Source organism: Pseudomonas sp. HD57-3, from assembly GCF_056113135.1.
The window spans coordinates 6,336,057-6,350,494 of sequence record NZ_CM148568.1 but is presented as its reverse complement, the minus strand read 5'-3'; the positions used below and the strand labels follow the sequence as shown (position 1 = coordinate 6,350,494).

Annotated in this window: 12 protein-coding genes; 9 read left to right on the top strand and 3 right to left on the bottom strand. The window is 63.2% G+C overall.

Annotated elements, in window-relative coordinates; translation table 11 throughout:
* Positions 1–21 precede the first annotated feature (21 nt).
* Both lgt and AC0R79_RS28895 read left to right on the top strand, forming a co-directional pair.
* Complete coding sequence (gene lgt / locus AC0R79_RS28900; protein ID WP_007953463.1) at positions 22–837, top strand: prolipoprotein diacylglyceryl transferase; 816 nt, start codon at positions 22–24, stop codon at positions 835–837.
* A 50-nt stretch (positions 838–887) separates the two neighbouring features.
* Complete coding sequence (locus tag AC0R79_RS28895; RefSeq protein WP_474732602.1) at positions 888–1,859, top strand: thymidylate synthase; 972 nt, start codon at positions 888–890, stop codon at positions 1,857–1,859.
* Between the two features lie 119 nt (positions 1,860–1,978).
* Here the strand turns inward: AC0R79_RS28895 and cadR are convergent, their stop codons facing one another.
* The gene (cadR, locus tag AC0R79_RS28890) at positions 1,979–2,428 is read right to left on the bottom strand and encodes a Cd(II)/Pb(II)-responsive transcriptional regulator (RefSeq protein WP_064600182.1); all 450 of its coding nucleotides are present in this window, start codon (positions 2,426–2,428) and stop codon (positions 1,979–1,981) included.
* Between the two features lie 84 nt (positions 2,429–2,512).
* Between cadR and AC0R79_RS28885 the strand changes: the two genes are divergently transcribed.
* From AC0R79_RS28885 to AC0R79_RS28855, 7 genes are all read left to right on the top strand, one after another.
* Positions 2,513–4,822: a heavy metal translocating P-type ATPase gene (locus tag AC0R79_RS28885; protein ID WP_474732601.1), complete on the top strand. Its 2,310-nt coding sequence runs from the start codon at positions 2,513–2,515 to the stop codon at positions 4,820–4,822.
* A gap of 16 nt (positions 4,823–4,838) precedes the next feature.
* Positions 4,839–5,702 (top strand): LysR family transcriptional regulator, encoded by an 864-nt coding sequence (locus tag AC0R79_RS28880; RefSeq protein WP_474732600.1) that lies wholly within the window; start codon positions 4,839–4,841, stop codon positions 5,700–5,702.
* Between the two features lie 233 nt (positions 5,703–5,935).
* Positions 5,936–7,012, top strand: a complete 1,077-nt coding sequence (locus AC0R79_RS28875) for a putative 2-aminoethylphosphonate ABC transporter ATP-binding protein (protein WP_474732599.1) — start codon at positions 5,936–5,938, stop codon at positions 7,010–7,012.
* The gene (locus AC0R79_RS28870; protein ID WP_474732598.1) at positions 7,012–8,736 is read left to right on the top strand and encodes a putative 2-aminoethylphosphonate ABC transporter permease subunit; all 1,725 of its coding nucleotides are present in this window, start codon (positions 7,012–7,014) and stop codon (positions 8,734–8,736) included. Before AC0R79_RS28875 ends, AC0R79_RS28870 begins: the two co-directional genes overlap by 1 nt.
* Positions 8,737–8,783: 47 nt before the next feature.
* Positions 8,784–9,809: a putative 2-aminoethylphosphonate ABC transporter substrate-binding protein gene (locus AC0R79_RS28865; RefSeq protein WP_064600170.1), complete on the top strand. Its 1,026-nt coding sequence runs from the start codon at positions 8,784–8,786 to the stop codon at positions 9,807–9,809.
* Positions 9,810–9,961: 152 nt separating this feature from the next.
* The gene (locus AC0R79_RS28860; protein ID WP_474732597.1) at positions 9,962–11,095 is read left to right on the top strand and encodes a TIGR03364 family FAD-dependent oxidoreductase; all 1,134 of its coding nucleotides are present in this window, start codon (positions 9,962–9,964) and stop codon (positions 11,093–11,095) included.
* Positions 11,095–11,655, top strand: a complete 561-nt coding sequence (locus AC0R79_RS28855; RefSeq protein WP_474732596.1) for a phosphonate degradation HD-domain oxygenase — start codon at positions 11,095–11,097, stop codon at positions 11,653–11,655. Before AC0R79_RS28860 ends, AC0R79_RS28855 begins: the two co-directional genes overlap by 1 nt.
* A gap of 10 nt (positions 11,656–11,665) precedes the next feature.
* On the opposite strand, the gene AC0R79_RS28850 is transcribed toward AC0R79_RS28855, so the two are convergent.
* Both AC0R79_RS28850 and AC0R79_RS28845 read right to left on the bottom strand, forming a co-directional pair.
* Positions 11,666–13,051 carry a GTPase/DUF3482 domain-containing protein gene (locus AC0R79_RS28850; protein WP_375744327.1) on the bottom strand — a complete coding sequence of 462 codons (1,386 nt, stop codon included), beginning with the start codon at positions 13,049–13,051 and terminating at the stop codon, positions 11,666–11,668.
* Positions 13,044–14,417 (bottom strand): DUF2868 domain-containing protein, encoded by a 1,374-nt coding sequence (locus tag AC0R79_RS28845; RefSeq protein ID WP_474732595.1) that lies wholly within the window; start codon positions 14,415–14,417, stop codon positions 13,044–13,046. Before AC0R79_RS28845 ends, AC0R79_RS28850 begins: the two co-directional genes overlap by 8 nt.
* Positions 14,418–14,438 lie beyond the last annotated feature (21 nt).

Below are 14,438 nucleotides of genomic sequence, written 5' to 3'. Positions count from 1 at the left end.
GAATGCTAACGAGGAGTCGCAATGCTGCCTTACCCGCAGATCGATCCGGTGGCCCTGGCCATCGGTCCGCTGAAAATCCACTGGTACGGCCTGATGTACCTGGTCGGCATCGGCGGCGCGTGGCTGCTGGCATCGCGCCGGCTCAACCGTTTCGACCCGACCTGGACCAAGGAAAAGCTGTCCGACCTGGTGTTCTGGTTGTCGATGGGGGTGATTGTCGGCGGGCGTCTGGGTTATGTGCTGTTCTACGATCTGAGCGCCTACATCGCCAACCCGACGCTGATTTTCGAAGTGTGGAAGGGTGGCATGTCGTTCCACGGCGGTTTCATCGGCGTAATGCTGGCCGCGTTGTGGTTCGGCAAGCGTAACGGCAAGTCGTTCTTCCAGCTGATGGATTTCGTGGCGCCGATGGTGCCGATCGGTCTGGGCGCCGGACGTATCGGCAACTTCATCAACGCCGAGCTGTGGGGCAAGGCCACCGACGTGCCGTGGGCCATGGTGTTCCCGCCGTTCAGCGACCCGGCGCAACTGCCGCGTCACCCGTCGCAGCTTTATCAGTTCGCACTGGAAGGCGTGGCGCTGTTCCTGATCCTCTGGCTGTTCTCGCGCAAACCGCGACCAACCATGGCGGTCTCGGGCATGTTCGCGCTGTTCTATGGCATCTTCCGTTTCATCGTCGAATTCGTCCGCGTGCCGGACGCGCAACTGGGCTATCTGGCCTGGAACTGGCTGACCATGGGTCAGGTACTCTGCGTACCGATGATCATCGGCGGGCTGTTCCTCATCTGGCTGGCCTACCACCGCGCCCCGGCGGCGCCGGTTGCACCGACAGCTTAAATATTCGAACCCCGGCGATGTCTGCCGGGGCTCAAGGACACAGGTAACTCATGAAGCAATATCTCGATCTGGTGTCGCACGTCATCAACAACGGCACCAAACAGGCCAACCGTACCGGCGTGAACACCATCAGCTTTCCGGGCGCCATGCTGCGCTTCGATCTGCAGGAAGGTTTCCCGGCGATCACCACCCGCAAGATGGCCTTCAAGTCGGCCATCGGCGAGATGTGCGGCTTTCTGCGTGGCGTGAACAACGCCGCCGAATTCCGTGCGCTGGGCTGCAAGGTCTGGGATCAGAACGCCAACGAAAACGCGCAGTGGCTGGCCAACCCGTTCCGTCAGGGCGAAGACGACCTCGGCGAAATCTACGGCGTGCAATGGCGCAAATGGCCGGCGTACAAGCAGATCCCGCTGAGCAACACCGCCGCCATCGAACAAACCTTGAGCAATGGCTACAAGCAGATTGCCCAGGGCGAAGAAGACGGCCAGGCCTACGTGGTCTTGTACAAAGCCATCGATCAGGTGCGCCAGTGCATCGACACGATCATCAAGGACCCGGGCAGCCGGCGCATCCTGTTCCACGGCTGGAACTGCGCCCAGCTCGATGAAATGGCCCTGCCGCCGTGCCATCTGCTGTACCAGTTCCACCCGAATGTCGAGACCAAAGAGATTTCTCTGACCCTCTACATCCGCTCCAACGACTTGGGCCTAGGCACGCCGTTCAACCTCACCGAAGGCGCCGCGCTGCTGAGCCTGATCGGTCGCCTGACTGGCTATACGCCGCGCTGGTTCACCTATTTCATCGGTGATGCCCACGTCTATGAAAACCACCTGGACATGCTCAACGAACAGCTCAAGCGCGAGCCGTTCGCCATGCCGAAGCTGAAGATTTCGGACCGCGTGCCGGAGTTTGCCGAGACCGGTGTTTATCAGCCGGAATGGCTGGAGCTGGTAGAGCCGAGCGACTTCTCGCTGGAAGGCTACGAGCACCATGCGCCGATGACCGCGCCGATGGCGGTCTAGTCGGCAGGATCGTTCCCACGCTCTGCGTGGGAATGAATCCCGTGACGCTCCGCGTCACTTTGGACGCGGAGCGTCCATGGCGGCATTCCCACGCGGAGCATGGGAACGAGCGTCAATCGTTAGTGGCCGTGGCTTCTGCCCACATGCGAATGTTCGACTTCGGTTGCCACAACCCCGCCACTGACTTCCAGCCTCTGCAAAATCCCGCACTGATCCGCCTCCGGCCCTTCGCCACAGCGCTGGCGCAGGTCAAGCAGTTGCGTCTGCAATGCCAATAACCCGTCAATCCGCGCCTTGACGTGCTGAATGTGCTCGTCGATCAGCGCATTCACGCTTTCGCACTGATCCTGCGGGCTGTCGCGCAAGGCGAGCAGGCTGCGGATTTCTTCGAGGGTCATGTCGAGGGTGCGGCAGTTGCGGATGAAGGTCAGGCGTTCGGCGTGGGCCTGGGTGTAGACGCGGTAGTTGCCGTCGCTGCGGGCCGGTTCCGGCAGCAGGTTTTCACGTTCGTAGTAGCGGATGGTTTCCACGGCGCAATCGGTCTGTTTCGCCAGTTCTCCGATCTTCATGACGGCAATCTCCAAAAGGGTGCTTGACCCTATAGTGGCTACAGGGTCTTTACTTGGCAACAGGCACCTTCATGGACGCGACCAATGAGCGATTCCCTGCACACCCACAAGCCCGGCGACGGGCACGATCACAGTCACAAACTGCAGCCTGTGCATAAACATTCCCACGGTGGCGATTCCTGCTGCGGGTCGAAAACCGTTACGCCTGCGCCGGCTCATTCGAGTGAAGACGCCTGCTGCTCGTCGAAAGCCGCCGCGCCTTCACTGGTGCAACTGAGCGAGGCAAAAAGCGCCGACGCCCGGCTGAGCAGCTTCCGCATCGAGGCGATGGACTGCCCGACCGAACAGACGCTGATCCAGAACAAGCTCGGCAAACTGGCCGGGATCCAGCAGCTGGAATTCAACCTGATCAACCGTGTACTCGGCGTGACTCACAACTTGCCGGACACCGCACCGATCATCGACGCGATCAAATCCCTCGGCATGCAGGCCGAGCCGCTGGAGGCGGGCGTCGACGCGCCAACGCCGGCGCCGGTGAAAAAACACTGGTGGCCGCTGGCGTTGTCCGGCATCGGTGCGCTGGCCGCCGAAGTGATCCACTTCACCAGCGCCGCGCCGACCTGGGTGGTGGCGATCATCGCGCTGATCTCGATCCTCAGCGGCGGCCTCACCACCTACAAGAAGGGCTGGATCGCCCTGAAGAACCGCAACCTCAACATCAACGCCCTGATGAGCATCGCCGTGACCGGCGCCGTGTTGATCGGCCAATGGCCGGAAGCGGCGATGGTGATGTTCCTGTTCACCGTGGCCGAGCTGATCGAAGCGCGCTCGCTGGACCGCGCACGCAACGCTATCAGCGGCCTGATGCAGATGACGCCGGAGCAAGCCACGGTGTTGCAGGCGGACGGTAACTGGGTCGAACTGGACGTCAAAAGCATCGATCTCGGCGCCCGCGTGCGGGTGAAACCCGGCGAGCGCATCGCGCTGGACGGTGAAGTCTTCAGCGGCAGTTCGACCATCGATCAGGCGCCGATCACCGGTGAAAGCCTGCCGGTTGAGAAAACCGTCGGCGACAAGGTGTTCGCCGGCACCATCAACCAGGCCGGTTCGCTGGAATATGCGGTAACCGCAGCGGCGAACAATTCCACCTTGGCGCGGATCATCCACGCCGTGGAACAGGCGCAAGGCGCGCGAGCGCCGACCCAGCGTTTCGTCGATCAGTTCTCGAAAATCTACACCCCGGTGGTCTTCGTCCTGGCGCTGGCCGTGGCGATCATCCCGCCGCTGTTCATGGGCGCCGCGTGGTTCGACTGGATCTATCGCGCGCTGGTGTTGCTGGTGGTCGCTTGCCCGTGTGCGCTGGTGATTTCCACCCCCGTCACCATCGTCAGCGGCCTCGCCGCAGCGGCGCGCAAAGGCATTCTGGTCAAGGGCGGCGTGTACCTGGAGGGCGGTTTCAAGCTCGACTATCTGGCCCTCGACAAGACCGGCACCATCACCCACGGCAAACCTGTGCAGACCGATTACCTGTCCCTCGACCCGACCGCCGACGCCACGGCCCCGGCGATTGCCGCCGCGCTGGCCGGGCGCTCCGATCACCCGGTGTCGCTGGCCATCGCCAACGCGGCTGTGGATAAGGGGTTCGCAGCGCTGGTTGTGGATAACTTCGAAGCGCTGGCCGGCCGTGGGGTAAAAGGCGAGGTCAACGGTCAGGTCTACCACTTGGGCAACCATCGTCTGGTGGAAGAACTGGGCCTGTGCTCGCCGCAACTGGAAGAAAAACTGTTCGCGCTGGAGAAACAGGGCAAGTCCGTGGTGCTGCTGCTCGACCGCTCCGGCCCGCTGGCACTGTTCGCCGTGGCCGACACGGTCAAGGAAACCAGTCGCGAGGCGATCCGCCAACTGCACGAACTGGGCGTGAAAACCCTGATGCTCACCGGCGACAACGTCCACACCGCACAGGCGATTGCGGCGCAGGTCGGGATCGATCAGGCCAAGGGCGACTTGCTGCCTACCGACAAACTGCAAGCCATCGAAGAACTGTATGCGCAGGGCCGTCGGGTCGGCATGGTCGGCGACGGCATCAACGACGCGCCGGCACTGGCGCGGGCGGAGATCGGTTTTGCGATGGCGGCGGCCGGCACCGACACGGCGATCGAAACCGCCGATGTCGCCCTGATGGACGACGATCTGCGCAAGATCCCGGCCTTCATCAGCCTGTCGCGCGATACCGCCACTATCTTGAAACAGAACATCGCGCTGGCGCTGGTGATCAAAGCGATCTTTCTTGGGGTAACCTTCGCCGGGCTCGCCACCATGTGGATGGCGGTGTTTGCCGACATGGGCGTGAGCCTGCTGGTGGTGTTCAACGGTTTGCGCCTGTTGCGCAAATAGAGGAAGAGGAACGGTTGTGCTGAGTGCCGAGCTGAAAGCGTTTTACATGGTGGCCCGTCTGGGCAGCATCACGCTGGCGGCGAAAAAGCTCGGCCTCAGTCAACCGACCGTGACCACCCAGATCCGCAATCTGGAAAGCCAGTATTCGGTAGAGCTGTTCTACCGTGGCGGCCGGCGCCTGAGTGTCAGCGACGAAGGTGCGCGGCTGTTGCCGATGGTCAAAGCCTTGTTGCAGCAGGAAGCCGATATCGAATTCTTCCTGCGCAACAGCGGCCAGGTCCAGGGCACGTTGCGCATTGCCGCCACCGCACCGTATTACATCCTCGATCTGGTGAAGACTTTTCGCGAACGCCTGCCGCAGGTGGAAGTCTCGGTGGAAATCGGCAACTCGCAGCAAGTGCTCGAAGCGCTGGAGGATTACCGGGTAGATGTCGCGGCCTCCTCGCAATTGCTCGACGATGCACGGCTGATCCGCAGGGTGCTGGGCAGCGATCCGCTGGTGCTGGCGGTGCATCGCAATCATCCACTGGCGGCGCACGACCATGTGACGCTTAGCGCGCTGGCGGGGCATACCTTGCTGATGCGTGAATCCGGCTCGACCACTCGGCGCCTGACCGAAGAGTTGCTGGCCAGCGCCGGCGTCAGTTTTGGCCCGTTGCTGGAGATCGGCAGCCGCGAATCGATCCGCGAGGCGGTGCTGCGCAATATCGGCATCAGCATCATTGCCCGCCAGGAAGTGCCGCACGATCCGCAGTTGCGGGTGCTGACCCTGGAGAATGCGCCGCAGATTCCCGAATACCTCTACTGCCTCAAGGAGCGCAAGAGCGCCCGGTTGCCGGCGGCGTTTCTCGGGCTTGCGCAGGAAATGTCCCCCGCTTGATCGTAATGATCGTTCCCACCCTCTGCGTGGGAATGCCTCATTGGACGCTCTGCGTCCGCTCTTGGGACGCAGAGCGTCCCGGGCTGCATTCCCACGCAGAGCGTGGGAACGATCCGCGATCCGCGGTGAACCCAAATCCCTGAATACCACTATCGGTCGATTTTGCCTTGTTGCCATATGACCGACGCATTACAACTCTAGGATTCGTCTCATCTGCTTGATGAGGCCTGTCCATGAACCCTGCAATCGCAACTGCCCTGACCAACCCCGGCGCACCGATGAAAGTGCGCGGCGTGCAGAAGCGCTTCGGCGCCTTCACCGCGCTGGATAACGTCTCCCTCGATGTCGCGGCTGGTGAGCTGGTGTGCCTGCTCGGTCCGTCGGGGTGTGGCAAGACCACGCTGCTGCGTTGCATCGCCGGTCTGGAGAAGCAGGACAGCGGCGAGTTGTACCTCGGCGAGCGCGACGTTTCCCACCTCGCGCCGCAGGCTCGGGATTACGGCATCCTGTTCCAGTCCTACGCGCTGTTCCCCAATCTGACCGCCGAAGCGAACATTGCCTACGGCCTCGCCGGCAGTGGTCGCGACGAAGTGCGTCGTCGCGTCGGTCAGATGCTGGAACTGGTCGGCCTCACCGGCAGTGAGAAAAAGTACCCGGGCCAATTGTCCGGCGGCCAGCAACAACGGGTGGCACTGGCCCGCGCTCTGGCCCCCGCGCCGTCGCTGTTGCTGCTCGACGAACCGATGTCGGCCCTCGACGCCCGGGTTCGCGAGCATCTGTGCACCGAGCTGCGCCAGCTGCAACGCAACCTCGGCATCACCACCCTGATGGTCACCCACAATCAGGACGAGGCCATGCTGATGGCCGACCGCATCGCCGTGATGAACAACGGCAAGGTCGAGCAGTACGCCGCTCCGCAGGAAATCTACAATCGCCCGGCCACGCCGTTCGTGGCCGAGTTCGTTGGTCAGGGCAACTGGCTGCCGTTCCAGCGCAGCAGCGACAGCCACGCCAAGGTCGGCGGGATGAACCTGCGCCTTGCCGATGGCAGCGTCCACAGCCCGTCGGGCCGGCTGTTCTGCCGCCCGGAAGCGATCAACGTCAATCCACTGGTACACGAAGAAAACCTGTTCCCGGCCAAGGTCCGCGAGATCACTTTCCTCGGCAACCGCTGCCGCATGAGCTTCGAGCTCGATCAACTGCCCGGTCACGCCTTGCTCGCCGAACTGGCGCCGGAAGCCATGCCACGCCTCGGCGCCCAGCAGATCATGGTCGCCTTGCCGCCACGCAGCCTGCAGGTGTTTGCCTGATGAACAGCAACCTCGCACTGCCGCTACCGCAAAAGCAGGCGCGGCAGGTGTCCGGGGCCGAGGTCGGCGACCGGATCTTCGTCCTCGGCGGCAAACTCCTGCTGCTGGTTTTGCTCGGTGTGGCGGTGTTGTTGCCGTTGCTGGCGATCTTCTGGCGCGGCTTCAGCAGCGAAGCTGGGCAGGGCGGTGGCTGGCTCGCCGCCAAGGAGCTGGTGACCAGCGACAATTTCCACTGGCTGCTCGGCAACAGCCTGAAAGTCTCCCTCAGCGTCGCGGCCATCGTCGTACCGCTGGCCTATCTGTTTGCCTACGCCTTGCAGCGCACGTTGATTCCGGCAAAAGGCATCTGGCGCGGGATCTCCCTGCTGCCGCTGATGGCGCCGTCGATGTTGCCGGGGATCGCGCTGGTTTATCTGTTCGGCAATCAGGGCATGTTGCGCGGGCTGCTGTCGGACAACATCTACGGTTTCTGGGGGATTGTTCTGGGTGAGGTGATCTACACCTTCCCACACGCCTTGATGATTTTGCTGTCAGCCCTGTCGCTGGCGGATGCGCGATTGTTCGACGCCGCGTCGAGCATGGGCGCCAGTCCGGCGAAAGCCTTCCGCAGCATCACCTGGCCGGCGACCCGTCAGGCCGTGTTCGCCGCGTTCTGTCTGGTGTTCACCCTGACGATCACCGATTTCGGTGTGCCGGTGGTGGTCGGTGGCGACTATCAGGTGCTGGCGCTGGAAGCCTACAAAGCGGTGGTCGGCCAGCAGCAATTCGGTCGCGGCGCGTTGATCGGCATGGTTCTGCTGCTGCCAGCGCTGTTCAGCTTCGGCGTCGATGCCAGGCTGCGTCGCCGTCATGGCGACTCCATGAGCGGCCGCGCCCAGGTGTTCAAACCGGCGCCGTCGAAGAAACGCGACGCCTTTTATCTCAGCGTTGTCCTGCTGATCAGCGCCGCGTTGCTGCTGGTGTTCGGCATGGCGGTGTTCTCGTCGCTGGTGAAGTTCTGGCCGTACAACCTGTCGCTGTCGCTCAATCACTACCAGTTCAACGAGACCGCCGGCGGTGGCTGGCTGGCCTACGGCAACAGTTTGAAGATGGCGCTGGGCACGGCGCTGATCGGCAGCGTGCTGATTTTCACTGGCGCCTACCTGATGGAAAAGACTCGCAGCCAGCGCGGGCTGAATCTGACACTGCGCATGCTCAGTTTCGTACCGATGGCGGTGCCGGGGCTGGTGCTGGGGCTGGGTTACGTCTTCTTTTTCAACCTGACCGGCAACCCGTTGCACGTGTTGTACGGGACCATGACCCTACTGATCGTCTGCACCATTGCTCACTATTTGACCACCGCGCAGATGACCGCCACCACCGCGCTGCGTCAGCTCGACGCCGAATTCGAAGCCGCCGCGCTGTCGCTCAAGGCGCCGCTGTACCGGCACTACCTGCGGGTCACCGTGCCGATCTGCCTGCCGGCGCTGCTGGACATCGTGCGCTACCTGTTTGTCTCGGCCATGACCACCGTGTCCGCCGCGATCTTCCTCTACAGCCCCGACACCATCCTCGCGGCGGTGGCTGTGCTGAACATGGATGACGCCGGCAACGTCGGCGGCGCGGCGGCGATGTCGACCCTGATTCTGTTCACCTCGGCGGGCGTGTCCTTGCTGCTGGCGTGGGCTTCGCGCGGCTTGCTGCGCCGTTCCCAGGCCTGGCGGCAAACGGCGCCCGGCCACTGATCCACGACTTATCCCTTCAGCCTCAACTCACCGACAGGAAAACGATCATGTTCAAGCCTATGGCCCTGGCCGCTGCTGTGCTCGCGACTTTCAGCCTGAATGCCTTCGCGGCAAAAACCGAGTTGACGGTGTACACCGCCCTCGAAGCCGAGCAGTTGAAGTCCTACAAAGAGGCCTTCGAAAAGGCCAACCCGGACGTCGAGATCAAGTGGGTGCGCGACTCCACCGGGATCATCACCGCCAAACTGCTGGCCGAAAAGGATCGCCCGCAGGCTGACGCAGTGTGGGGCCTGGCGGCGTCGAGCCTGGCGATCCTCGATCAACAGGGCATGCTGCAAAGCTATGCACCGAAGGATCTGGGCAAGATCGGCGCGAACTACCGCGACGCCGCCAACCCGCCAGCCTGGGTCGGCATGGACGTCTGGGCCGCGACCATTTGCTTCAACACCGTCGAGGCCGAGAAACAGGGCCTGACCAAACCGGTGAGCTGGCAGGACCTGACCAAGCCTGAGTACAAAGGCAAGATCGTGATGCCGAACCCTGCCTCGTCCGGCACTGGCTTCCTCGACGTCAGCGCCTGGCTGCAAACCTTCGGCGAGAAACAGGGCTGGGCCTACATGGACGGTCTGCACCAGAACATCGGCCAGTACGTTCACTCCGGTTCCAAGCCTTGCAAACTGGCGGCAGCGGGCGAGTTCCCGATCGGTATTTCCTTCGAATACCCGGCCGTTCAGCTGAAGCGTCAGGGCGCGCCGCTGGACATCATCCTGCCGAAGGAAGGCCTGGGCTGGGAGATCGAGGCGACTGCCGTGATCAAAGGCACGCCGCACGAAGAGGCCGCGAAGAAACTGGCCGACTTCTCCGCCAGCGCCCCGGCGATGGATCTGTACAAGGAAAACTTCGCTGTCCTCGCCCAACCGGGCATCGCCAAGCCGCAGACCGAACTGCCGGCCGACTACGAGCAGCGCCTGATCAAGAACGACTTCGCCTGGGCCTCGAAGAACCGCGACGAGATCCTGACCGAATGGCGCAAGCGCTATGACGGCAAGTCCGAGAAGGTCGCTGCCAAGTAAATCTTCTCACCCAATCGTTCCCTGACGGAGCATTGATCGTTCCCACGCTCCGCGTGGGAATGCAGCCAAGGACGCTCCGCGTCCTCTGTGACGCAGAGCGTCACGGTATTCATTCCCACGCAGAGCGTGGGAACGATCATTGAGGTAGCTACATGACACAACACAAAGACTTGCTGATCGTCGGCGCCGGCATCCTGGGCCTGTCCCACGCCTATGCCGCTGCCCGGCGCGGTCTCAAGGTCATGGTTTTCGAACGCACCGCCACGCCACTTGGCGCGTCAGTACGCAACTTCGGCCAGGCACTCGTTACCGGCCAGCCACCGGGCCCGATGCTCGAACTGGCCAAGGCCAGCCGCGAAATCTGGGGCCAGTGGGCGCAGCTCGCCGGCCTGCAACTCAAGCGCAACGGCTCGTACCTGTTCGCCCGCACCGAGGCCGAAGAGCACTTGCTCGAAGCCTTCTGCGCCGGACGCGCCGTGGAGCACGACTATCGCGTCGAGCTGCTGCGTGGTGCCGCGTTGCGCGACTTGTACGGCGGCCAGTTCAGCCATCACCGCGCCGCTCTGCACGGCATGGACGATCAACAACTGTATTCCCGGGAAGCGATTCCGGCGCTGATCGAATACCTGCGCCGCGAGCTCAATGTCGAGTTTCACTTCTCGACGCTGGTGCGCGACGTCGAACCGGGGCGCTTGCACAGCACTGCCGGGATCTTCACCGCCGAACAGATCATCGTCTGCTCCGGCCACGATTATCAGACTTTGCTGGCCGAGCCGATTGCCGCCCTCGACCCGCAAATCTGCTGCCTGCAAATGCTCCGTGCCCGGCCGCAGATCGACCTGAACTTGCAACACGCCTTGCTCACCGGCCTCAGCTGCGTGCATTACGGCGCCTTTGCCGATCTGCCGGAAGCAGCCGCAGTGCAGGCGCAGATCCTGCGCGAGCAACCGCACTTGCAGGAAAACGGCATTCACCTGCTGATCAGCCCGACACCTTATGGCGAACTGATCATCGGTGATTCACACCATTACGGCAGCGATCCATCACCGTTCAACGCCGAGCAGGTCGACAACTGGATGCTCGAGCTGGCCGAACAGACCCTCGGCTGCAAGGTGCAAGTGGTCGAGCGCTGGCAGGGCGTCTATGGTTCCCGGGGTCCGGGGCCGTTTTCGTTCCTGCGTCCGGCGCCGGGGCTGAGTGTGGCGTTGATGCACAGCGGCGTCGGTATGAGCGTCGGCCCGGCCATGGCCGAGCGCAATGTCGCACAGCTTTTTGGAGAGCGTTGATGGTGAGTCACGAGCAAGTCATCGATCGGGTGTTCGGCCTCTATGAGCGCTTCGGCGCCAGCGACTACATCGGCGAACCGGTGTCGCAGATCGAGCACATGTCCCAGGCGGCGCAACTGGCCATCGCCGAAGGCTTCGACGACGAAGTGGTGCTTGCCGCGTTCTTCCACGACATCGGCCACTTGTGTGCCGAAGGCGCGGAGAACATGGGCGGTTACGGCGTGGTCAGCCACGAACGCCTCGGCGCGGACTATTTGCGTAAGGCCGGATTCAGCGAGCGCATGGCACGACTGGTGGAATATCACGTACAGGCCAAGCGTTATCTGACGCTCAGGGAGTCGGGTTATTACGACCGCTTGAGCGAAGCCAGCCGCCGCACCCTGGAGTATCAGGGCGGAGTGATGACCGAGGCTGAAGCCGATGCGTTCGAGCAGGATCCGTTGTGCGCCGTCAGCCTGCGAATGCGCCAGTGGGATGAGTTGGCGAAGGAAAAGGCGGTGCCGGTGATGGATCTGTCTGTTCTCAAGCGCAAGGCTGAAGTTTTGTTATCGACCGGGTGAGGGCGCGGATCTAAAGCTCAAGCACCTTCCCGACCAACAACTCAATCTGCTCCTGCCGCTCCGCCTGATTCAGCTTCGGATGCGGATTCAGCGAAGACCATTGCGGATGCGCGCGCGCCTTGTTCAGCGCCTCTGGCAGCTTGCCTTCGCGCCAGGTCTTGTCCTGCGGCGTCGCCACCTGAACGGCATCCATCGCCGCATGGCCTCGGGCATTCAGCGCTTGCAGCAGTTGCCGCTGACGCAGTGCCAACAGGCGCAACACGTTGTCGTCGACCGTCAGTTCCCTCTGCCCTTTGATCTTGCCGAGCAGGCGGTTGCCATAGCTGCGGGCGGTTTGCAGGGCGCCGCCAGCAATCGCGCCGGCCAGAGCAGCGGCGCCGAGGGTGATGCCGCCCACCAGCAGATCCACACCGGCACCGGCTGCGGCACCGGCGGCAATCCCGCCACCGACTCGCACGCCGAGTTGCTTGAGGGTTTCCGGGTTGAACAGGTCATCGCCCCAGCGCCCGTCGAGCAGCGGCAGATCACTGGCGGCGGCGTCCTGCGGGCGGAAGGCGTAGAGCTTGAGCAGCGCCTCGACGCACTTCTGCTCGCGCTGGCGCACGGCTTTACGCAGTTCGCTGATGGCCTGTTGTTCCTGTTCGGCGTTGCTCGCCACACTGCGTCGGCACGCGGCGCAGTCGATCAGCAATTCGGCGATCAGGCGCGCGGCACTTTGCTCGCGGGCGAGGCGTTGGGACTGTTGATCGGCGATCAGACGTTCAAGTTGTGGACGGGCGTTTTCCAGCAGCAACGCGAGGCTTTCATACAGCCGCCGCTCGCCATCTTCCGGCGGGGCGACGCTGTCGAAACGCACCAGTGCATGCAGGCCGAGGCGCGCCAGTGCTTCACGCCAGTCCGGTTCGCGGTGGTTGGCGCTGCTGACGAAATTCAGCACCGGCAGCAACGGCTTGCCGCAACTGGCCAACACTTCCAGTTCATCGCGGTACTTGGCCAAGACCGGTTCACGGGCATCGATCACATACAGGCCGGCATCGGAATCGAGCAGTTGCCGCAGGACTTTAGCTTCCTGTTCGAAACGCTGGCGCGCTTCGCTGCCGTCGAGAAACCGCGCAAGGCGTGCCGGGCCGTCGAGGCGTTCGCCGGGGCGCTCCAGACGTTCCAGAAAATCCAGCAGGGCGATGGCGTCTTCCAGACCGGGCGTGTCGTAGAGGTCGAGCAACGGTTCGCCATCCACCGACAAGCGCGCGCCTTCGACATGCCGGGTGGTGCTCGGGCGATGGGAGACTTCGCCGAAGCCAACGTCGCGGGTCAGGGTGCGCAACAGCGAAGTCTTGCCGACGTTGGTGTGGCCGACCACCGCCAGTTTCAGCGGGGCTTTCCAGGCATCAGTCATGTCCGTGCTCCAGCCAGTTCAACGGGGCGCAATCGGCGAACGGCAGCTCCAGCTGTTGCAATGCCACGTGCCAGTCACCGAGGCGTTCGGCGTCCAGCGCCTGCCCCGATGGCGCCTGCAACAGCCAGACCCGGGTCGCGGCGGCGTTGCGCGCCAGCTCGGCGATCAGCGCCAGGCTGCCGCGATCCGGTGAACGCCGTGGGTCGCAAGCAATCGCGAGTCGCGCCGGCGGGAAGCGGCTGAGTTGTTCGAGCAGTTTGTTGCGCGATTCGCGACTATCGAGGATGCCGGCGTTGCTGACGTTTTTCGGCAGCGTCGGCGGCCATGAGTGTTGATCGTCGAGTTCGATTGCCACCAGCAACGCCCCGTCGCTGGCGTGTTCGCCGACGGTGCTTTCGATGCGGTGCAATTGCGCAGGTTCTGGGTCGGTGATGCCGAGGCGTTCGCTGGTCGGCATCAGGCGTTCGCGCAGTTGGGCGTAACCGGGCAGATTGAGGTCCAGACGCAATGCGGCTTTGCCGTTGTTCCAGCGCCAGAAGCAGAACAGCGCCAACAGCAGACGCGGCAGCACGCCGTACACCACCAGCACGCCAACCAGCCAGGTCGCCCAGGCCTGACGGGCGCTTTCGATGTTCAGCGCGGTGTCGCCGCTGGCGCGGATCATGTCCACGGTCGGCACGTTGAATCCCAGCAGCGCCGGCAAGGCACCGAGGGCCTGGGTCATGTTGATGAACGTGTCGGCACTGAGAATCGTGGTTTCCCAGACGAAGCCGTAGCGCCGGGTCGCCATCAGCGTCAGCAGCAAAACCAGCGCGCTGACCATTGCCAGCAACCACAAGCCATTGACCAGCGTACCGAGCGCCCAGCGATTGAGCTTCTTGCGTTGCAGCATCAACAGCAGGGCCGGCGCCAGTTGCGCCGCCTTGGCATCGCGGGCGAGTTTTTCACTGAGCCACAGCCACAAGCGGCCGAGTGTAGCGCCGTGTTCGCCAGCGAAGATCAGCCCCAGCAGCCAGCTCAACAGCAGAATCAGGTTCAGCCCGAGCAGACTGCCCAGGGCCCAGAACACATTGACCGGCGTCTGGCCCAGTGCGGCGAAAGCCAGGCCAGCGCCGCTCAGTACCGCGAAGATCGCCAGCAGCACCAGCGCCAGACGTGCGCCTTGCAGCCAGTGCTTGAGCGCCGAGGTCAGGCCGTCGCGCTCGGCCAGCCACAGGGCGCGGCGTTGAATGCGTCCCGGCAGATCGCCGCCGGCCGCGCGGGCCAGGCGATTGGCTTCCAGATCGTCCAGCGGGCCTGCGTGTTCTTCGCGCAGTCGCACGGTTTCGGTGAGCCAGAGGTTTTGCAGTGAAGTCAGTTCAGTCACGCGGCATCCCGTTGCTTGATT

What these genes read in the sequence shown, in the direction of transcription:
- lgt (WP_007953463.1), top strand. Translation starts at nt 22, where the DNA reads ATGCTGCCTTACCCGCAGATCGATCCGGTGGCCCTGGCCATCGGTCCG.
- AC0R79_RS28860 (WP_474732597.1), top strand. Translation starts at nt 9,962, where the DNA reads ATGACACAACACAAAGACTTGCTGATCGTCGGCGCCGGCATCCTGGGC.
- AC0R79_RS28875 (WP_474732599.1), top strand. Translation starts at nt 5,936, where the DNA reads ATGAACCCTGCAATCGCAACTGCCCTGACCAACCCCGGCGCACCGATG.
- AC0R79_RS28865 (WP_064600170.1), top strand. Translation starts at nt 8,784, where the DNA reads ATGTTCAAGCCTATGGCCCTGGCCGCTGCTGTGCTCGCGACTTTCAGC.
- AC0R79_RS28855 (WP_474732596.1), top strand. Translation starts at nt 11,095, where the DNA reads ATGGTGAGTCACGAGCAAGTCATCGATCGGGTGTTCGGCCTCTATGAG.
- AC0R79_RS28870 (WP_474732598.1), top strand. Translation starts at nt 7,012, where the DNA reads ATGAACAGCAACCTCGCACTGCCGCTACCGCAAAAGCAGGCGCGGCAG.
- cadR (WP_064600182.1), bottom strand. Translation starts at nt 2,428, where the DNA reads ATGAAGATCGGAGAACTGGCGAAACAGACCGATTGCGCCGTGGAAACC.
- AC0R79_RS28895 (WP_474732602.1), top strand. Translation starts at nt 888, where the DNA reads ATGAAGCAATATCTCGATCTGGTGTCGCACGTCATCAACAACGGCACC.
- AC0R79_RS28885 (WP_474732601.1), top strand. Translation starts at nt 2,513, where the DNA reads ATGAGCGATTCCCTGCACACCCACAAGCCCGGCGACGGGCACGATCAC.
- AC0R79_RS28850 (WP_375744327.1), bottom strand. Translation starts at nt 13,051, where the DNA reads ATGACTGATGCCTGGAAAGCCCCGCTGAAACTGGCGGTGGTCGGCCAC.